The 18,124-nt window shown below is 71.3% G+C and carries 17 protein-coding genes; 6 read left to right on the forward strand and 11 right to left on the reverse strand.

What is annotated here, in order from left to right; all coding sequences use genetic code 11:
- Positions 1 to 4: 4 nt before the first annotated feature.
- Together AB0N27_RS12965 and AB0N27_RS12970 are read right to left on the reverse strand one after the other, a co-directional pair.
- Positions 5 to 337 (reverse strand): hypothetical protein, encoded by a 333-nt coding sequence (locus AB0N27_RS12965; RefSeq protein ID WP_364367765.1) that lies wholly within the window; start codon positions 335 to 337, stop codon positions 5 to 7.
- On the reverse strand, positions 334 to 756 hold the full coding sequence (locus AB0N27_RS12970) for a YbaB/EbfC family nucleoid-associated protein (protein WP_364367768.1): 423 nt from the start codon (positions 754 to 756) through the stop codon (positions 334 to 336). The genes AB0N27_RS12965 and AB0N27_RS12970 overlap by 4 nt, the downstream gene beginning before the upstream one ends.
- Before the next feature lie 78 nt (positions 757 to 834).
- On the opposite strand from AB0N27_RS12970, the gene AB0N27_RS12975 reads away from it, so the two are divergent.
- On the forward strand, positions 835 to 2,082 hold the full coding sequence (locus AB0N27_RS12975; protein WP_364367771.1) for an SUKH-3 domain-containing protein: 1,248 nt from the start codon (positions 835 to 837) through the stop codon (positions 2,080 to 2,082).
- On the opposite strand, the gene AB0N27_RS12980 is transcribed toward AB0N27_RS12975, so the two are convergent.
- Positions 2,079 to 3,518, reverse strand: coding sequence for an aldehyde dehydrogenase family protein (locus AB0N27_RS12980; RefSeq protein WP_364367774.1), 1,440 nt, complete (start codon positions 3,516 to 3,518; stop codon positions 2,079 to 2,081). The genes AB0N27_RS12975 and AB0N27_RS12980 overlap by 4 nt on opposite strands.
- 141 nt (positions 3,519 to 3,659) lie before the next feature.
- Here AB0N27_RS12980 and AB0N27_RS12985 point away from each other — a divergent pair, with 141 nt between their 5' ends.
- Positions 3,660 to 5,096, forward strand: coding sequence for a gamma-aminobutyraldehyde dehydrogenase (locus AB0N27_RS12985; RefSeq protein ID WP_364367777.1), 1,437 nt, complete (start codon positions 3,660 to 3,662; stop codon positions 5,094 to 5,096).
- 3 nt (positions 5,097 to 5,099) lie between these two features.
- Positions 5,100 to 6,383, forward strand: coding sequence for a 4-aminobutyrate--2-oxoglutarate transaminase (gabT, locus tag AB0N27_RS12990; protein ID WP_364367780.1), 1,284 nt, complete (start codon positions 5,100 to 5,102; stop codon positions 6,381 to 6,383).
- Here gabT and AB0N27_RS12995 read toward each other — a convergent pair.
- On the reverse strand, positions 6,380 to 7,054 hold the full coding sequence (locus AB0N27_RS12995; RefSeq protein WP_364367783.1) for a hypothetical protein: 675 nt from the start codon (positions 7,052 to 7,054) through the stop codon (positions 6,380 to 6,382). The genes gabT and AB0N27_RS12995 overlap by 4 nt on opposite strands.
- Before the next feature lie 165 nt (positions 7,055 to 7,219).
- Between AB0N27_RS12995 and AB0N27_RS13000 the strand changes: the two genes are divergently transcribed.
- Genes AB0N27_RS13000 through AB0N27_RS13010 form a run of 3 tightly spaced genes read left to right on the forward strand, consistent with a single transcriptional unit; the run spans position 7,220 to position 10,395 of the window.
- Entirely contained in the window at positions 7,220 to 8,503 is a 1,284-nt protein-coding gene (locus tag AB0N27_RS13000) for a GAF domain-containing protein (RefSeq protein ID WP_364367786.1), read from the forward strand.
- A 42-nt stretch (positions 8,504 to 8,545) separates the two neighbouring features.
- On the forward strand, positions 8,546 to 10,051 hold the full coding sequence (adh, locus tag AB0N27_RS13005) for an aldehyde dehydrogenase (protein ID WP_364367789.1): 1,506 nt from the start codon (positions 8,546 to 8,548) through the stop codon (positions 10,049 to 10,051).
- Positions 10,048 to 10,395 carry a DUF779 domain-containing protein gene (locus AB0N27_RS13010; protein ID WP_364370655.1) on the forward strand — a complete coding sequence of 116 codons (348 nt, stop codon included), beginning with the start codon at positions 10,048 to 10,050 and terminating at the stop codon, positions 10,393 to 10,395. The genes adh and AB0N27_RS13010 overlap by 4 nt, the downstream gene beginning before the upstream one ends.
- A gap of 111 nt (positions 10,396 to 10,506) precedes the next feature.
- On the opposite strand, the gene AB0N27_RS13015 is transcribed toward AB0N27_RS13010, so the two are convergent.
- The 7 genes from AB0N27_RS13015 to AB0N27_RS13045 all read right to left on the reverse strand — a co-directional run bounded on the left by AB0N27_RS13015 (position 10,507) and on the right by AB0N27_RS13045 (position 18,120).
- Positions 10,507 to 11,352 (reverse strand): DUF559 domain-containing protein, encoded by an 846-nt coding sequence (locus AB0N27_RS13015; RefSeq protein ID WP_364367792.1) that lies wholly within the window; start codon positions 11,350 to 11,352, stop codon positions 10,507 to 10,509.
- 267 nt (positions 11,353 to 11,619) lie between these two features.
- Positions 11,620 to 12,363 (reverse strand): G5 domain-containing protein, encoded by a 744-nt coding sequence (locus AB0N27_RS13020; RefSeq protein ID WP_364370658.1) that lies wholly within the window; start codon positions 12,361 to 12,363, stop codon positions 11,620 to 11,622.
- A gap of 271 nt (positions 12,364 to 12,634) precedes the next feature.
- Positions 12,635 to 13,816: a saccharopine dehydrogenase C-terminal domain-containing protein gene (locus AB0N27_RS13025; protein ID WP_364367795.1), complete on the reverse strand. Its 1,182-nt coding sequence runs from the start codon at positions 13,814 to 13,816 to the stop codon at positions 12,635 to 12,637.
- Positions 13,816 to 15,237: an FAD-dependent oxidoreductase gene (locus AB0N27_RS13030; RefSeq protein ID WP_364367798.1), complete on the reverse strand. Its 1,422-nt coding sequence runs from the start codon at positions 15,235 to 15,237 to the stop codon at positions 13,816 to 13,818. The genes AB0N27_RS13025 and AB0N27_RS13030 overlap by 1 nt, the downstream gene beginning before the upstream one ends.
- Positions 15,234 to 16,067, reverse strand: a complete 834-nt coding sequence (locus AB0N27_RS13035; RefSeq protein ID WP_364367801.1) for an ABC transporter permease — start codon at positions 16,065 to 16,067, stop codon at positions 15,234 to 15,236. The genes AB0N27_RS13030 and AB0N27_RS13035 overlap by 4 nt, the downstream gene beginning before the upstream one ends.
- Positions 16,064 to 16,972 carry an ABC transporter permease gene (locus tag AB0N27_RS13040; RefSeq protein ID WP_364367804.1) on the reverse strand — a complete coding sequence of 303 codons (909 nt, stop codon included), beginning with the start codon at positions 16,970 to 16,972 and terminating at the stop codon, positions 16,064 to 16,066. Before AB0N27_RS13040 ends, AB0N27_RS13035 begins: the two co-directional genes overlap by 4 nt.
- Positions 16,969 to 18,120 (reverse strand): ABC transporter ATP-binding protein, encoded by a 1,152-nt coding sequence (locus AB0N27_RS13045; RefSeq protein ID WP_364367807.1) that lies wholly within the window; start codon positions 18,118 to 18,120, stop codon positions 16,969 to 16,971. Before AB0N27_RS13045 ends, AB0N27_RS13040 begins: the two co-directional genes overlap by 4 nt.
- Positions 18,121 to 18,124: the final 4 nt, after the last annotated feature.

Here is an 18,124-nt window from a genome sequence, read left to right on the forward strand (position 1 = left end):
GCTGTCAGCGCCGGTCGGCGGCCCGGTCGAGCCGGGCGGCGCTGCTGCCGTCGGTCTGCACGCTCGCGTCTACCGCGCGGACCACGTCGGTGCCCAGCTCGGTGAGCCGGTGGCCGATGCCCGTCCAGGCCCGCAGCACGGTCTGCTCGAACCCTCGGTAGCTGCGCTCGAACGCCGCGCCGATGTCGTCGCGGCCCCACGGCCGGTTGCCGCTTGCGGCTTCGATCTCGCCGCCCTCCGCCGCCCGGCGGGCTGTCACCGCCTCGCCGGCGAGGGCCAGGTCGGCGCCGCCCCGGCGGGCTCGGTACGGGTCGAGCCACAGCTGCCCGTCGGTCATGCCGGCCCCTCGCGCCGCCCGAGGACGGCCTCGGCGCGCCCGAGCAGCGCGCCGAAATCTCCGGTACGCAGGAACTCGACAGAGCCGGAGCCGGCCGGTACGTGTGCGGCCACCAGATCCCGTGTGGTGTCGCCGGCGGCGGTGGTGGCGGCGTGGAGGGTTTCGGTGATCCTGCGGCTCAGCGCCTCGGCGTCCCGGTCCTGGTAGATGGCCGGGTCCAGCTCGATCGCGACCAGCTCGCCCCGGGCGCCGACTGTCACTGTCACCTGCCCGTCGGCAGACCGCCTGGTCACCCGGACCGCGGCGAGCCGGGCGCGCAGTTCGTCCAGGTTGGACCTGAGCTGCTGATACTGCCCGTACACGTCGTCGAATCGGGCCCGTAGCTCGCGATTGACGTCGCGGTCCACGCGTTCGCTCACCGCCGTTCCTCCCGTCACCGTCGGTAGCCCGAACCATACCGGCCGCCATCGATCCGTGTAGTCCGGTAGTTTCGGTGTGTGATCGACCGTGAACAGGCCGAGCAGCTCGCGGCCACCTGGGCCCGCCGCGATTCACACCGCCTCGGCCACGAGTGCACGCCGGTGGTCGACGAGTTCGATCTCGGCTACGTCATCACGTCCGTCGTGTCCACCGAGGTGCGGACGGTCCCGGGTGACCTGCCGACGACGGTCGTCGACAAGCAGACCGGGAAGGTCACCACCTGGCCCCGGGTGCCCAGCGACGTGGTGGCGGACATGTACCGGCGTAGTCAGCCGGACGGGCCGACCGCCGCGCGCACCGTCGACCAGTCGAGCCTGCTGGTGCGGGAGATCCATCGGATCGCCACCCCGAACACCACGGCGCATCTGACACTCGACGGTCGCATCTGGACGGCGCGGGGCACGAAGGGCGCCGTCCCCCTGAACCATCACCCGCTCGTGCGCACCTACCTGGATCAGCTGCCCCCTGGGGAGCTGGTCCGCGGCGGCGAGGGTCACGCCGAGCTGATCGTGGTGTCCGACGTGCTGCACGAGTACGACCACCGGCGGGCCGCCGAGGGCATCGCGCCGATGGGCCGGGCCGAGGCGGCGGCTCTGCTGGAGGGGGCGCGGTTCGAGATCTTCCGGGTGCGGGAGCCGGGGGACCCGGCGGGCGGCCCGGCCGAGCGGCCCTGCGACTCGTGCGTCAACTTCCTGGTGAGCGCCAACGTCCTGCCGGAGTCGACCCGGGCGTACACGGAGACCTGGCTACCCCCGGCGGAGCCCGACCCGGACCCGGGCCGCTTCCCGCCCGAGGTGGCCAACGCGCTGGTGGCTGCCGGTTGGCGACCGCACATCGGTGACCAGCTCATGGCCGCCGCAGCCGTACGGGACGTCACGGCAGTGGCGGGGCGCACCCACCGGCACGAGGTCTTCCCAGCGGCCGTCGAGGCGCTGACCGCGTTCCCCAGCCTGGTGGGTGCCCGGCGCGGCCCTGGCGAGCAGGTGTGGATCTCCCGGTTCGACATCCGCCCGCACATGATCGCGCACACCGCCGACACGCTCGCCGACTTCGGCGCGGTCCTCGGCGTACGGCTCTTCCCGGTCGGCACCGAGGGCCAGGACAGCATCATCGCCGTCGACGAGCGGGGCCGGGTCTTCGCCCTCGACCAGGCCGGTGAGTGGTTCCTGGGCGACACGATCGACGCCGCGTTGACCACCCTGCTGCTCGGCCGCGCCCCGGCCCGGGTGAGCGACGACGGCACCTGGCGCGCCGACGAGGCCTAGAGGGTGAGCCCGGTCAGCACCATGACCCGCGGTTCGGTGTAGTCGTCCATCGCGCTACGCAGCCCTTCCCGGCCGACGCCGCTGCCCTTGACTCCGCCGTACGGCATCTGGTCGGCCCGGTACGACGGCACGTCGCCGACGATCACCCCGCCCACCTCGAGCGTCCGCGCGGCGGCGAAGGCCACGTCCAGGCGTCGGGTGAAGACGCCCGCCTGCAACCCGTACGCCGAGTCGTTCACCGCCGCGAACGCGGCCTGGTCGTCGGCGACCGGGGCGACCACGAGCACCGGCCCGAACACCTCCTCGGCGACGACCCTGGCGTCGGCGGGCACGCCGGTGAGCACGGTCGGGGGGTACGTGGCGCCGTCCCGCGCGCCGCCCACCTCGACCGTGGCGCCGGCGGCCACTGCCTCGCCCACCCATGCCTCGACCCGGCGGGCGGCGTCCTCGGACACCATCGGGCCGACGTCCGTCGACTCGTCGGTGGGGTCGCCGGTGCGCAGCGCGCGGACCGCCGTGACCAGCCGGGGCAGGAACTCGGCGTGCAGCCTGTGGTGCACGTACACGCGCTGGACGGCGATGCACGACTGGCCGGCCTGGTAGTTGGCGAAGGTGGCGATCCGTTGCGCGGCGAAGTCCAGGTCCTCGCCGGACGTCCAGTCCGCGCAGAGCACGGCCGCCGCGTTGCCGCCCAGTTCCAGCGTGACGTGCTTCTGGGGCACCTGCTGGCGGATGGCCGCGCCGACCGGCCCGGACCCGGTGAACGACACCACCGGCAGCCGGGGGTCGGCGACCAGTTCGCCGGCGCGGTCGTTGGGCAGCGGCAGCACCGAGAACATGCCGGCCGGCAGGTCGGTCTCGGCAAGCAGTTCGCCGAGCAGCAACGCGGACAGGGGTGTCGCCGGGGCGGGCTTGACGATGATCGGCGCGCCCACGGCGATGGCCGGCGCCACCTTGTGGGCGACGAGGTTGAGCGGAAAGTTGAACGGCGCGATGCCCAGCACCGGCCCTCTCGGCACCCGCCGGACCAGCGCGATCCGCCCGGTGGCGGCCGGGTCGGTGTCGAGGCGTTGCAGCTCGCCGGAGAAGCGCCGGGCCTCCTCGGCGGCCCACCGGAAGGTGGACACGGCCCGTCCCACCTCGGCCCGCGCCCACTTCACCGGCTTGCCGTTCTCGGCGGTGATCAGCGCGGTGACCTCGTCGGCGCGTTCGGCGAGCCGGCGGGACACGTGGTCCAGGGCGGCAGCGCGGGTGTGCGCGGGCAGGGCCGCGGCCTGCGCGGCCACACCGGCCGCCGCGGCGACGGCGGCCTCGACCTGGTCGGGCGTGGCGATCGTGGTACGCCCCACCGGGCGACCGTCGTACGGGTGGTGGACTGTCAACTCACCCTCGCCGGCGGCGGGGCGGGAGGCGACGAAGAACGCGGTGGGCTCCACGCCGAGCAGCGTAGACGAGTCGGCTGTCGACGGAAACAGTCGCCGCAACCCTTGTCTGCCGCGAATTCAGTGGCCAAGATGGCAGGGAGATTGCGATAACCGCCGCAGAACCGCACCCCGGCCCCTCGGAGAGATCCCGTCATGAGTGATCAGCAGCAGCTGCGCAACTTCGTCAACGGCTCCTACGTCGAACCGGCCGACGGCGGGTACGCCGACCTGATCGACCCCTGCACGGGCGAGGTGTTCGCGCAGGCCCCGGTGTCCGGCGCCGCCGACGTGGACGCAGCGATGAGTGCCGCCGCCACCGCGTACGAGAGTTGGCGGGAGGTCACTCCCGCCGAGCGGCAGCGGGCGATGCTCAAGCTCGCCGACGCCGTGGAGGCCCGCGCGGCCGAGCTGGTCGACGCCGAGGTCCGCAACACCGGCAAGCCGCGCCAGCTCACCGCCGAGGAGGAGCTGCCGCCGGCGGTGGACCAATTCCGGTTCTTCGCGGGCGCGGCCCGGCTGCTGGAGGGGCGGTCCGCCGGGGAGTACCTGGCCGGGCACACCTCGTACGTGCGGCGCGAGCCGATCGGCGTCTGCGCCCAGGTCACGCCATGGAACTACCCGCTGATGATGGCCGTCTGGAAGATCGCCCCGGCACTGGCCGCCGGCAACACGGTGGTGCTCAAGCCGTCGGACACCACTCCTGTGTCGACACTGCTGCTCGCCGAGATCGCCGCCGAGTTCTTCCCGCCCGGTGTGTTCAACGTGGTCTGCGGCGACCGGAACACCGGTCGTACCCTCGTCTCCCACCCCACGCCGCAGCTGGTGTCGATCACCGGCTCGACCCGCGCGGGCATGGAGGTCGCCACCGCGGCGGCGACCGATCTGAAGCGGACCCACCTGGAACTGGGCGGCAAGGCCCCGGTGGTGGTCTTCGACGACGCGGACGTGGCGGCGGCGGCCGAGGCCATCGCGATGGGCGGCTACTTCAACGCGGGGCAGGACTGCACGGCGGCCACCCGGGTGCTGGCCGGGCCGGGCATCCACGACGACTTCGTTTCGGCGCTCGCCGAGCAGGCCCGCAACACGAAGACCGGCGCGCCTGACGACGCGGACGTGCTCTACGGCCCACTGAACAACGCCAACCAGCTCGCCCGGGTCAGCGGCTTCGTCGACCGGCTGCCGGACCACGCGGCGATCCGGACCGGGGGATCCCGGCAGGGGACGCAGGGTTACTTCTACGCCCCCACCCTGGTCAGTGGAGTGCGGCAGAACGACGAGATCATCCAGGACGAGGTGTTCGGCCCGGTCATCACCGTGCAGCGCTTCTCCGACGAGGACGAGGCGGTGCGCTGGGCCAACGGCGTCGACTACGGCCTGTCGGCGTCGGTGTGGACGAAGGACCACGGCCGGGCCATGCGGATGACCCGCCGGCTGGACTTCGGCTGCGTCTGGGTGAACACGCACATCCCGTTCGTCTCGGAGATGCCGCACGGCGGCTTCAAGCACTCCGGGCACGGCAAGGACCTCTCGGTCTACAGCCTGGAGGACTACACCCGGATCAAGCACGTCATGCACAACATCGAGGGCTGACCCGTGGCCTCCTCGGAAGAACTGCACAAGCGGCGCGGTGGTGCCGTCGCCCGGGGCGTCGGCAGTGTCATCACGTCCTACGTGGACAGCGCGTCGGGTGGAACGATTACCGACGTCGACGGCAGGGAGTGGATCGACTTCGCCGCAGGCATCGCGGTGACGAGCGTCGGCAGCTCGGCGCCGAAGGTGGTCGAGGCGGTCCGCGCGCAGGTCGAACGGTTCACCCACACCTGCTTCATGGTCGCGCCGTACGAGTCGTACGTGGCGGTGTGCGAGCAGCTCAACGCGGTGACGCCTGGCGGGTTCGAGAAGCGCTCCGCGCTGTTCAACTCGGGCGCGGAGGCGGTGGAGAACGCCGTGAAGATCGCGCGGCACGCCACCGGACGGCCGGCCGTGGTGGTGTTCGACCACGCGTACCACGGGCGGACCAACCTGACCATGGCGTTGACCGCGAAGAACATGCCGTACAAGCACCGGTTCGGGCCGTTCGCCGGGGAGATCTACCGGGTGCCGATGTCGTACCCGCTTCGCGACGGTGGGCTCTCCGGCGCCGATGCGGCCGCGCGGGCGATCGAGATGGTCGAGAAGCAGGTCGGGGCGGAGAACGTGGCCGCGCTGCTGATCGAGCCGATCCAGGGTGAGGGCGGCTTCGTGGTGCCGGCACCCGGTTTCCTGCCGGCGCTGCGATCCTGGGCGACGGCGGCCGGGGTGGTCTTCGTGGCCGACGAGATCCAGACCGGCTTCTGCCGTACCGGCGACTGGTTCGCCTGCCAGCACGAGGACGTCGAACCCGACCTGGTCGCCCTGGCCAAGGGCATCGCCGGTGGGCTGCCCCTCGCGGCGGTGACCGGCCGGGCCGAGCTGATGGACGCGGTGCACGTCGGTGGCCTCGGCGGCACGTACGGCGGCAACCCGCTCGCCTGCGCCGCCGCGCTGGCCACCATCGAGACCATGCACGAGCTGGACCTGGCCGCCGCCGCCCGGCGCATCGAGTCCGTGCTGGTCCCCCGGCTCCGGGCCGCCGCCGAGCGCGATCCCCGCATCGCCGAGGTACGCGGCCGGGGCGCGATGCTCGCCGTGGAGCTGGTACAGCCCGGCACCCTCATCCCCGACCCGGTCGCCACGGCGGCCGTCTCGGCCGCCTGTCACGCCGCCGGCCTGCTCACCCTGACCTGCGGCACGTACGGCAACGTGCTGCGCTTCCTGCCCCCGCTGGTGATCTCCGACGAGCAGCTCACCCGGGGCGCCGACATTCTCGACGGCGCCCTCGGGCGGCCCGACGCCTAGCGGAGCACCTCGACCGTGTTACGGCGGACGAGGTTCTTGCCGGGCTCACGGATCTGCTCCATGGCGGCGGAGTTGAGCAGCACACAACTGCCCGACGGGCCGGTCACCGCCACGGTGGTCGCCCGGTTGTTGTCCAGGTTGGTCACCCGCAGCCGCGTACCCACCGGGAACTGCCCGCTTGTCGCCGCCGGCCCGGCCGCCTCCTCGAAGAAGGTGATCGCCCCCGGGCACGCCGATCGGGGCGCCGGGCCCGACGCGCCCGGTGACGCGGCTCCGGGGCGTACCGTGCCGGGTGCCGGCGCACCGGCGGCCGGCGGGGCGGCGTCGAGGCGTTCGACCACGTTGCGGCGGATCACGTTCTTGCCCGGCTCCCGCACGAGGTCCATGGCCGCCGCGTTGAGCAGCACACAACTGCCCGACGGGCCGGTCACCGTCACAGTGGCGGCCCGGTTGTTGTCCAGGTTGGTCACGCGCAGCCGCGTACCCACCGGGAAGCGGTCGCTTGTCGCCGCCGGTGCCCCACCCTCCGCCGAGAAGGTGACCGAGCCGGAGCAGACCGACGACCGCGTGGGGGCGGTGCCGGCGAACCCGAATCCGGTCCCGACCGCCACTCCCGCCGCGGCGAGCACCGCCACCGTCGCCGCCAGCACGTGCTTGCGCTGCACCCTCATCGCCAGTCGCTCCCGTCCTCGGTGGTGTTCGTCACCGCGTGGTACGGATCGCAGCGCCCTACCGTTCATCCGGTCCGGGCAATCTCTGCTCCGGCCATCCCGGCGACTCGACGGTTGGCGATCGAGGGTGAGCTGCGTCACGATAGGGCCGGAGGAGGTCGCCCCATGGCTGACCCGTGGCTCGCCCTGGAGTTCGGCGTCGATCCGGCCGAGCGGATCGCGCAGGTCGGTGCCGCCCACGAGGCGTTCCTCACCGCCGGCGCCGCGCCACACCGGGTCCGCGAGGTGGTACGCCGCTCGTGGGAACGTTCGGCGCGACTCGACCCGGAAGCCACCCCACCCGTCGACCTGAGCGACGACGCGCTCGCCGCGTACCGGGCCGGGCATCCACTGGCCCGCGTGCTGCCACTCTTCCGGGACCTGCTCGGAGGCATCGCGCAGGACAGCGCGCACCTGATGGCGGTGTGCGACGCGTACGGGCGGCTGCTCTGGGTCGAGGGGCATCCGGGGGTGCTCCGGCACGCCGAGCGGATGAACTTCGTGCCCGGCGCCCGTTGGGACGAGACCCACGCCGGCACCAACGCCCCCGGCACCGCGCTGGCCGTCGACCACAGCGTGCAGATCTTCGCCACCGAGCATTTCAGCCGACCGGTGCAGCGGTGGACCTGCGCGGCGGCGCCGATTCACGACCCGGCCACCGGGCTGCTGCTCGGTGCTGTCGACATCACCGGCGGCGACAATCTGGCGAACCCGCACAGCCTGGCGCTGGTCCGGGCCACCGCCCGCGCCGCCGAGGCGCAGCTCGCCGCGGACCGGCCGGTCGAGCCGGGCGTCGCAGTGGTGACCGCGCTCGGCCGCGACGAGGCGGAACTGCGCGTCGACGGGCGACGGATCCGGCTCGGCCGCCGACACAGCGAGCTACTGGTGCTGCTGCTGCACCACCCCGAGGGTCGCACCGGCGAACAGCTCGGCCTCGACCTCTACGGCGACGACCGGCTGCACCCGGTCACCCTGCGCGCGGAGCTGTCCCGGTTGCGCCGGGTGCTCGGGCCGGAGCTGCTCGACTCCCGCCCGTACCGGCTGCGCGGCACCGTCCGGGCCGACTTCACCGCCATCGCGGCACGGCTCGACCAGGGCGATGTCGCGGGCGCGCTCGACGCGTACCCCGGGTCGTTGCTGCCCGGGTCGGACGCGCCGGGAGTGGCCCGACTGCGCCGGCTCATCGACGGCCAGCTCCGCGCGGCCGTGCTGGCCAGCGCGGACCCGACGCTGCTCACGGCCTGGACCGCGACTCCCGCCGGCGCCGACGACCTGGCCGCCTGGCAGGCCCTGGCGCGGGCGTTGCCGGTGGGCACGCCGCGCCGGCCGCTCGCCCTGGCGCGCATCGACCAGCTTGCCCGGGAGTACGACCTTGCGCGCGCAACGTGGCTGCAACGTTCTGGAAACTAGCGTCGCCGTCGGCACACCCGCACCACGACGGCGGAGGTAACCATGACGCGCTACGACGCGCCCACCCACTGGCAGTCCCGTTACGACCACTTCATCGGCGGCGAGTACGTCAAGCCGCACGGTGGTGGCTACTTCGAGAACCCCACCCCGGTCACCGGTCAGGCCTTCACCGAGGTGGCCCGGGGCACGGCCCCGGACGTCGAGAAGGCCCTGGACGCCGCGCACGGCGCCGCCGACGCCTGGGGGCGTACCTCGGTGGCCGAGCGGGCGCTGATCCTCAACCGGATCGCCGACCGCATGCAGGACAATCTGGAATCCCTCGCGATCGCCGAGAGCTGGGAGAACGGCAAGCCGGTCCGGGAGACACTTGCGGCCGACATCCCGCTTGCCATCGACCACTTCCGGTACTTCGCCGGCGCGATCCGGGCCCAGGAGGGTTCCCTCGGCGAGATCGACGACGACACCGTGGCGTACCACTTCCACGAGCCGCTCGGCGTGGTCGGGCAGATCATCCCGTGGAACTTCCCGATCCTCATGGCCACCTGGAAGCTGGCGCCCGCTCTGGCCGCCGGCAACGCCGTGGTGCTCAAGCCGGCCGAGCAGACCCCCGCGTCCATCCACTACTGGCTGTCGCTGGTGGCGGACCTGCTGCCGCCGGGCGTGCTCAACATCGTCAACGGCTTCGGCGTGGAGGCCGGCAAGCCGCTGGCGTCCTCGGCCCGGGTGGCGAAGGTGGCGTTCACCGGTGAGACCACCACCGGGCGGCTGATCATGCAGTACGCCAGCGAGAACATCAAACCCGTCACCCTGGAGCTGGGCGGCAAGAGCCCCAACATCTTCTTCGACGACGTGAGCGCGTCGCGCGACGACTTTTACGACAAGGCGCTCGAGGGCTTCACCATGTTCGCGCTCAACCAGGGCGAGGTGTGCACCTGCCCGTCCCGGGCGCTGATCCAGCAGGGCCACTACAGCGACTTCCTGGCCGCGGCCGTGGAACGCACGAAGGCGATCGTGGCCGGGCATCCGCTGGACACCGAGACGATGATCGGTGCGCAGGCCTCCAACGACCAGCTCGAGAAGATCCTGTCCTACCTGGACATCGGCCGGCAGGAGGGCGCCCGGGTACTGACCGGAGGATCACGGGCGGACTTGGGCGGCGACTTGTCCGGCGGATACTACGTTGAGCCAACCATCTTCGAGGGCGACAACTCGATGCGCATCTTCCAGGAGGAGATCTTCGGGCCGGTCGTCTCGGTGACCTCGTTCGCCGACCTCGACGACGCCGTGAAGATCGCCAACGACACCCTGTACGGCCTCGGCGCGGGCGTGTGGAGCCGGGACATGAACACCGCGTACCGGGCCGGGCGGGCAATCCAGGCCGGCCGGGTCTGGACGAACTGCTACCACGCGTACCCGGCGCACGCCGCCTTCGGCGGGTACAAGCAGTCCGGCATCGGCCGGGAGAACCACAAGATGATGCTTGAGCACTACCAGCAGACGAAGAACCTGCTGGTCAGCTACTCCACCCAGAAGCTCGGCTTCTTCTGATGTCCGTGGTCTCACTCACCCCCGCGGCGGCCGAGTTGATCAGGTCGCTGCGGGGGCGGCACGGGCCGCTGATGTTCCACCAGTCCGGCGGCTGCTGCGACGGCAGCGCCCCGATGTGCTTCCCGGCTGGCGAGTTCCGCACCGGCTCGTCCGATGTGCTGCTCGCCTCGCTCTCGGTCGACGGGGTTTCCGAACCCGTCGAGTTCTGGATGTCGACGTCCCAGTGGGAGTTGTGGAAACACACCACGATGACAGTCGACGTGGTGCCGGGCAGAGGCAGCGGCTTCTCCCTGGAGGCACCCGAAGGAGTCCGCTTCCTGATCCGCTCCCGCCTAGCCCCCTAACCCCGTCCCGCCCCTCACTCCGTCGATCTTGCACTTCGTGTTGCCGGAATGCCTTCTATGGTGGCATTTGTCGTGACGGGAAGTGCAAGATCGACGGGGTGAGGGGCGGGGTTAGGAGAGGGCGGCGCGGATGGTGGCTCTGATGTGTTGGGGGCGGCGGTAGAGATCGCGGTCGGTGAAGTAGCGCATTCGCCAACCGGCGGCATCCAGCCAGTTGACCCGTTCCCGGTCGTGCCTGAGCCGGTCACGGTTCAGGTGCGACAGTCCGTCGTACTCGATGCCGATCCGACGCTCGCGGTAGCCCAGGTCGAGCCGGTAGAGAGGGATGCCGCAGCTGTCGGTCACCCAGATCTGTGGCTCCGGTGGGGGCAGGCCTCCGTCGATCAGGATCAGTCGCAGTTGGCTCTCCTGTCGGCACTCCGCCCGTCCGTCCGCCAGCGGTATGAGTTGCCGGGCCTGGCAGACCCCACGCAACGCCCTGTGAGCCGCGACCTCCGCCAGCAGGTCATCCCGGGTGACCACGCCCGACCGGAGGGCAGCATCGAGTACGGGCAGTGCGTCGAGCCGCCGAACCGCGCGAGCCAGGTCAACGGCACAGTGGGCCGCCGGTACGCAGGGCAGGCCTCCGACGACGACCGGATGGACGGGGAGAACCGTCCGGTGTACGACCACCCCGGGCAGGCGGGGCTTTGGCAACTCGGAGGGCAGCCGAATGTGGATCAGGTCGTCGCGCAGCACCCCGAAGCCGTGTCGGCGGGCGGCACTCTGCCGTGCCAACATCGCCCCGTCGGGTAGGCGCAGCATCAGTGCACGGAGTTCGTCGTCGTCCCCGCAGGGTTGATCGGCGTAGACCCCTCTGCGCACCCGGAACAATTCCTCGCGGTCGAGCCGGGTACGGATCCGGCTCATGGTGAGTTCCCGCATCAGCGCGTCAGTGCGCCACAACTGAGTAGCCATGACAGCAGGCTGACCACCCGAAGCCCCGAAGAACGCCCCCCAAAGCCCACCTGTGGAAAACAGTCCCACCTGTGGACAACCCCCACCGCCACCCCACCCGTGCTAGCGCCCCCACACCCCGCCCTCCCTACCCCGCCTCCCTTCCCCCGCGATCTTGCACATTCTGTCTACGTTATGTCCGATAAGGACAAAATGTGAGCACAGAAAGTGCAAGATCGCCGGGAAGGAGGGGCGGGGAGGAGGGCCGGGGGGCGGGGGGGAAGGGGGTTAGTCGCAGCCGTAGCCGTCGTTGTCTCGGTCCAGGTCGTAGATGTCGTCGCCGATCACCTTGACGACTCCGCTGACGTAGGCCGGGCCGTTGCCGCTGCCGCCCGCGCAGTCGACGTCGCTGGCGATCGGGACGCAGGGGGTGTAGTTGGGGTCGCAGTTCGATGACCGGGCCTTCTTGGTGCCGACGGCGACGACCTGCGTCACCGGCTGCTTCGTCACGACGGACCTGACAAGCTTCTTTCCTGTCTGGGCCCCATCCGTGGTGGTCACCTCGTACGTCAGGGTCTGCACACCGTTGACGCCCTTGGTGCGGACCACCCGCTTGCCCTCGGCCAGGGACGAGTCCTTGACGGTCCGCTCGCCGTACCGGATCGTGGCCCGCTCCGCCACTGTCGTCACCTGCACCACAGGTGTGGGCGCCACGCTGGACGGGGTCGGTGCGGCCGGGGTGGGGGCATCAGCGACGGGCGACGCCGCCTCCTCGGACGGCTCGGCGGGTGCCGCCACGATGGGTTGCCCTGCCTGTTCGGCGGCGGTGCCGGTACGGCTCGGCTCCGGCTCACCGTCAAGCGCGCCGACGATTGCGGTGCCGGTGCAGCAGAGCAGCAGGACCGACAGGGTGATCGAGCCGATGATGACGGCGGCCCGGTGGCCCGAGCTGGCGCGGCGGAACCAGTTCGGCGCGGCAGGCGGTGGGGGTCCGGGGCTGAACGGCGGACCGGGATTCTGCGGTGGTTGCATCGTCACGGCGATGAGTGTCGTCGCAAACACCGTACGCAATATCCACCGTCGCGTCTGTCACAGGCGTCGTTCGCTCCGGCGGGGATGATCGGTGGGCGGTGTTCCCGGCGACGAGTCGACACCTGCGGTAAGTCTTCAGGCCGGTCGGGCAGGGCCGATCGTGCCGCCACATCTACCGACCAAAGCCGCATATCAGCACCTGTCACTCAGCCCCGGTTCGGTCTGCGGCGGCGACCGGCGACCGTGTCGGGATGTTGTCAACGAGTGCGGTTCAGCGCTCCTCCATGCCCCATGGCGACCCGTAGTCGGTCAGCAGGTCGAGGAAGGGGATCGGGGGTAGCGCCTCGGGGCCGAGCACCCCGACACCGGCCCACGCCCCGGCGGCGAGCAGTTCCAGCGCGACGACCGGGTTGACGGCGGTCTGCCAGACCACCGCCTGGTGGCCGTACTCCCGCATCGACCATTCGTTGTCGACGACGTGGTAGAGGTAGACCTCCCGGGGCTGCCCGTCCGGGCCGAGGCCACGGACCCAGGTGCCGGCGCAGGTCTTGCCGCGCATCCGCGCGCCGAGGGTGGCCGGGTCCGGCAGGCTGGCGGCCACCACGTCGCGCGGGGACACGTCGACACCGCGTACCCGCACCGGGGACACCGCGTCCAGGCCGAGCTTGTGCAGCGTCTTGAGCACCCCGATGAACTCGTCGCCGAGGCCGTACTTGAAGGTGACCCGCCGGGCCTTGACCCAGCGCGGGATGAGCAGCACCTCCTCGTGCTCCACGTTGACGCACTCGACAGGCCCGATGCCCTCCGGGAAGTGGAAGACCTCCGGCTCGGAGAACGGTTCGGTCGTGTACCAGCCCCGGTGGGCCTCCCAGACGACAGGTGGGTTGAGGCACTCCTCGATTGTGGTCCAGATGGAGAACGAGGGCGCGAAGTCGTAGCCGTCGACTGTGAGGTTCGCGCCGTCCCGGACGCCGATCTCGTCGATCTCGCTGAAGAGTTCGTCGGCGGCGTAGCGGGCGAAAACGTCGGACAGGCCGGGTTCGACGCCGATGCCGCACAGCGCCAGCCGGCCGGCGGCCGCCCAGGCTTCGGCCTGCGCGAACTGGTCGTCGCCGAGCTTCACGCCGGTGTCGGCGTGCGACAGCGACATCGCCATGTCCAGGTAGTCGGCGCCGGCCGCGAACGCCCCCTCGAAGACGGGCAGGACGAAGCGCGGGTCGACGGCGTTCAGCACGTGGGTGATCCGGTGCTCCCGGCACAGCGCGGCGACCGCGTCGGCATTGGCGGCGTCCACGCGCGCGGCGACGAACCGGTCGCCGTGCTCGGCGACCGCGCGGTCGGCGCGGGCGGGGTCGTGGTCGGCGACGACCATGGTCTCGAAGAAGGTCCGTCGGGCGGCGATGGCTACGGCGGCGGAGCCGACGCCACCGGCGCCGACGAGCAGGACACGCATCAGGAATCAAACCCCAAACCGAGACGATCGAGAGTACGGAGCCAGAGGTCGCGCCGGCCCTCGCGCGCGTCGGCGCGGGCCAGTGACCAGCGGGTGAGGTTGATGCCGATCGCGCGCACGGGTTCCGGCGGGAACGGCAGGGGCTTGCGGCGGACCAGGTCGAGCCGGGTCAGCGGGGTGCTCCCGCCGTCGAGCAGGTCCAGGAGCACCCGGGCGCCGAAGCGGGTGGCCCCGACACCGAGGCCTGTGTAGCCGGCCGCGTACGCGAGCCGACCGTCGTACGCGGTGCCGAAGAACGGGCAGAACCGGGTGCAGGTGTCGATGACGCCGCCCCAGCGGTGACTGAAGCGCACGTCGGCGAGCTGCGGAAACGTGGTGAAGAAGTGCTGGGCGAGGGTGGTGAAGGTGGCCGGGTTCTGTTCCAGTTCGGGGGCGACCCGGTTGCCGTAGTGGTAGACGGCGTCGTAGCCGCCGAAGAGGATCCGCCCGTCGGCGGTGATCCGGTAGTAGTGGAACTGGTTGCCGGTGTCGGCCAGCCCCTGCCTGTTCTGCCAGCCGATCGTGTCCCGCTGGGCGGGGGTGAGTGGTTCGGTCATCAGCACGTGGTCGTAGACCGGCACGACGTACGCCCGCAGGCGGCGCAGCAGTGGCGGGAACGCGTTGGTGGCCAGCACGACCCGCCGTGCCCGCACCGAGCCGGGAGCGGCGTCCGGCCCGCCGGCGGTCACCGCGTGCAGGGCCGCGCCGTCGGCATGCAGGCCGGTGACCCGGGTGTGTTCGTGCACGCGTACGCCCAGGTCGAGGCAGGCACGGCGGAGGCCCCAGGCCAGCTTCGCCGGGTCCACCATGGCGACCCGGTCGGCGTCGACCATCCCACCCAGGTACGTCGGCGAGTTGACCTCGGCGCGTACCTCGTCGCGGTCCAGAAGCCGCACCCGGTGGCCGTACCTGCGGGCCAACTCCGCGTCGGCGGCCAACCCGTCGAGCTGGTACGGCTCGACGGCGACGACCAGCTCACCTGTGCGTTCGAAGTCGCAGTCGATGCCGAACTCGTCGACGGTGGCGGCGATGGCGTCGAGGTTGGCGCGGCCGAGGCGTTCCAGTTCGCCGACCTCGTCGGGGAACCGGTCGACGCCGTTGGCCAGCCCGTGGGTGAGCGAGGCGGCGCAGAACCCGCCGTTGCGTCCGGACGCCGCCCACCCGCAGGTACCGGCGTCGACGAGCAGCACGTCGCGGTCGGGGTCGGCCTGCTTGGCCAGCAGCGCGGCCCAGAGACCGCCGTACCCGCCGCCGATCACCAGCAGGTCGGTGTCCCGCGGGCCGGTGAGCGGCGGCAGCGGGTCGGGGCGTTCCGGTCGGTCGAGCCAGTACGGCAGGGGCGCCGCGTCGGCGAGCGCCCGGCCGACCTGCGGGACGGTCATGACGGCCGGCGAACCGAGGCCGTACCGGCCAGCAGGTTGGCGCGGCGTTCCCGCCTGCCGCGCAGCGAGCTGAGCCCGACCAGCAGCAGGGCGATCGCGAACATGGCAGTGCCGATGACGTTTACCTGCGGCGGGATGCCCCGCTGGGCGGCGCCCCAGACGTACATCGGGAACGTGACTGTGGTGCCGGCGTTGAAGTTCGTGATGATGAAGTCGTCGAAGCTCAGCGAGAACGCCAGCAGCGCGGCGGCCACGATGCCGGGCAGCACCAGCGGCAGGGTGATCCGCCGGAACGTCTGCCACTCGTTGGCGTAGAGGTCCATGGCGGCCTCCTCCAGCCGCCGGTCCATCCCGGCGAGCCGCGCCTTCACTGTGACCACCACGAACGACACGCAGAACATCACGTGCGCGATCACGATAGTCCAGAAGCCCTGCGGCACCCCTGCGGACACGAACAGGGCCAGCAGCGACGTGCCCATCACCAGTTCGGGGGTGGCCATCGGCAGGAAGATCAGCACGTTGACCCCGGACCGGCCCCGGAAGCGGTGCCGGACCAGCGCGAACGCCATGAGGGTGCCGAGCACGGTGGCCACCACCGTGGCGATGAAGCCGATCTGCACGCTGCGGACCACCGCGTCGCACATGTCCGAGGTGGCACACGGCTGACGCCAGTTGTCAAGTGTGAACTCGTTGAAGTCGTACGACAGCCGGCTCGACGGCCTGTTGAACGACAACCCGGCCACCACCAGGATCGGCAGCGCCAGGTAGCCGAGCACCAGCAGCGCCACGATCATCACCCAGCGGTCCGCCAACCACCGCGAAAGTCTCACAGGACCTCCTCCGTGCCGGCCCGCCTCAGATAGCCGAAGACCACCGCGAGGATCGCCGCCATCAGCAGGAACGACAGTGCGGCGCCCTGCGGATAGTCCAGCCGGACCAGGAACGCCGAGTCGATGACGTTCCCGATCATGTACTCGTTCGGGGTGCCGAGGAGTTCGGCGTTGATGTAGTCACCGCTGGCGGGGATGAAGAAGAGCAGCGTGCCGGCGACCAGACCGGGCATGGACAGCGGCAGCGTCACCCGCCGGAACGCCTGCGCCGGGCTCGCGTACAGGTCGGTGGCCGCCTCCAGCAGCCGGGGGTCCAGCCGCTCCAGGCTCGCGTACAGCGGCAGCACCAGGAACGGCAGGAAGTTGTACGTCAGGCCCAGCACCACCGCGAACGGGGTGGCCAGCAGCCGGCCATCCGGCGCGAGCAGGTGCACGTCCCGCAGCAGGCCGACGAGCGCGCCGTTGTCCGACAGGATCGTCTTCCAGGCCAGCGTGCGGACCAGGAAACTGGTGAACATCGGCGCCACCACGCACACCAGCAGCAGGTTCTTCCACCGGCCGGCCTTCTGCGCGATGGCGTACGCCAACGGGTAGCCCAGCAGCAGCGCCAGCACCAGGGCCAGTCCGGCGTAGCCGAACGAGCGCAGGAACTGCGGCCAGTACGCCTGGAGCACCTCCGGGTAGTTGCCGAACGCCCACGTCAGCGCGTACCCGGTGGAGAGCGAGCCGCTGGGGTCGTACAGGCTTGCCGCGGCGAGCTGCAGCAGCGGCACACCGAAGAAGATGAGCAGCCAGGCCGCGCCGGGCAACAGCAGGAGGTACGGCAGGAGCCGGCGCCGCCCGGACCGGGCTGCCGGTGGCACGCTCGGCGGCTGCCCCGGTCGGGTGGGGGCCAGGAGGGTCACGACGACGCGCCCACCGGCTCGTCGAGCACCGGCGAGGTCCGGTCGATGTCGTCGGCGTCCCGGGGCAGCAGGAACGCGTGCCGCGGATCCCAGTACGCCACAGCCTCGCTGCCGACCGGCACCTGCGCCACCGCGCCGCTGTTCGCGGCGAAGACCGACAGTTCGGTCCCCCAGCCGGTACGCAGCAGGTACTGCGTGCTGACCCCCACGTAGGAGGCGTCGGTGACGACACCTGTGACGTGCTGATGTCCTTGGGGCACCTGGTCGGCGGAGCCGACCAGATGCAGCTTCTCCGGGCGTACCCCCAGGTGGACCGGACCCCGGTCGGCGCGCGACCGGCCGGCGGGCACCGAGAAGCGCGAGCCGTGCGCCGTCACCGCGACGTCGCCGCCGGTGGTGCCGGCGGCCTCGGCGGCGAGCAGGTTCGACTGGCCGAGGAAGTTCGCCACGAACGCGGTGGCGGGGAACTCGTAGAGGTCGGCAGGTGCGCCGAGCTGCTCGATCCGGCCGGCGTTCATCACCGCGACGGTGTCGGCCATCGTCATGGCCTCCTCCTGGTCGTGGGTGACGTGCACGAAGGTGATGCCGACCTCGGTCTGGATGCGCTTCAGCTCGATCTGCATCTGCCGGCGCAGCTTCAGGTCGAGCGCGCCCAGCGGCTCGTCGAGCAGCAGCACCTGCGGCCTGTTGATCAGCGCGCGGGCCAGCGCGACGCGTTGCTGCTGGCCGCCGGAGAGCTGGGCCGGCCGGCGGCTGCCGTAGCCGTCGAGCTGCACAAGCGACAGCATCCGGGTGACCTCGTCGTCGACCGAGCGGATGCCGCGTCGGCGCAGCCCGAAGGCGACGTTCTCGAAGATGCTCAGGTGCGGGAAGAGCGCGTAGCTCTGAAAGACGGTGTTGACCGGCCGCTTGTACGGTCGCAGCCGGGCGATGTCGGTGTCGCCGAGCAGCACCTGGCCGCTTGTCGGCTCCTCCAGGCCGGCGATCATCCGAAGCGTGGTGGTCTTGCCGCAGCCGGACGCGCCGAGCAGCGCGAAGAACGAACCCTGCGCGATGGTCAGGCTGAGGTCGTCGACGGCGGTGAAGATGCCGAACCGTTTGGTGAGGTCGGCCAGGCGCAGATCGCCTGCGGGTGTCTCGCGCGCCATCCCG

Source organism: Micromonospora sp. NPDC093244 (assembly GCF_040683695.1).
Taxonomy (GTDB): Bacteria; Actinomycetota; Actinomycetes; order Mycobacteriales; family Micromonosporaceae; genus Micromonospora.

Bases quoted from the DNA above. Each gene is read 5' to 3' on its own strand.
- AB0N27_RS13025 (WP_364367795.1), bottom strand. From the start codon at position 13,816: ATGCGTGTCCTGCTCGTCGGCGCCGGTGGCGTCGGCTCCGCCGCCGTA.
- adh (WP_364367789.1), top strand. From the start codon at position 8,546: ATGACGCGCTACGACGCGCCCACCCACTGGCAGTCCCGTTACGACCAC.
- AB0N27_RS12995 (WP_364367783.1), bottom strand. From the start codon at position 7,054: ATGAGGGTGCAGCGCAAGCACGTGCTGGCGGCGACGGTGGCGGTGCTC.
- AB0N27_RS13000 (WP_364367786.1), top strand. From the start codon at position 7,220: ATGGCTGACCCGTGGCTCGCCCTGGAGTTCGGCGTCGATCCGGCCGAG.
- AB0N27_RS13020 (WP_364370658.1), bottom strand. From the start codon at position 12,363: ATGCAACCACCGCAGAATCCCGGTCCGCCGTTCAGCCCCGGACCCCCA.
- AB0N27_RS13030 (WP_364367798.1), bottom strand. From the start codon at position 15,237: ATGACCGTCCCGCAGGTCGGCCGGGCGCTCGCCGACGCGGCGCCCCTG.
- AB0N27_RS13045 (WP_364367807.1), bottom strand. From the start codon at position 18,120: ATGGCGCGCGAGACACCCGCAGGCGATCTGCGCCTGGCCGACCTCACC.
- AB0N27_RS13015 (WP_364367792.1), bottom strand. From the start codon at position 11,352: ATGGCTACTCAGTTGTGGCGCACTGACGCGCTGATGCGGGAACTCACC.
- AB0N27_RS12965 (WP_364367765.1), bottom strand. From the start codon at position 337: ATGACCGACGGGCAGCTGTGGCTCGACCCGTACCGAGCCCGCCGGGGC.
- AB0N27_RS12985 (WP_364367777.1), top strand. From the start codon at position 3,660: ATGAGTGATCAGCAGCAGCTGCGCAACTTCGTCAACGGCTCCTACGTC.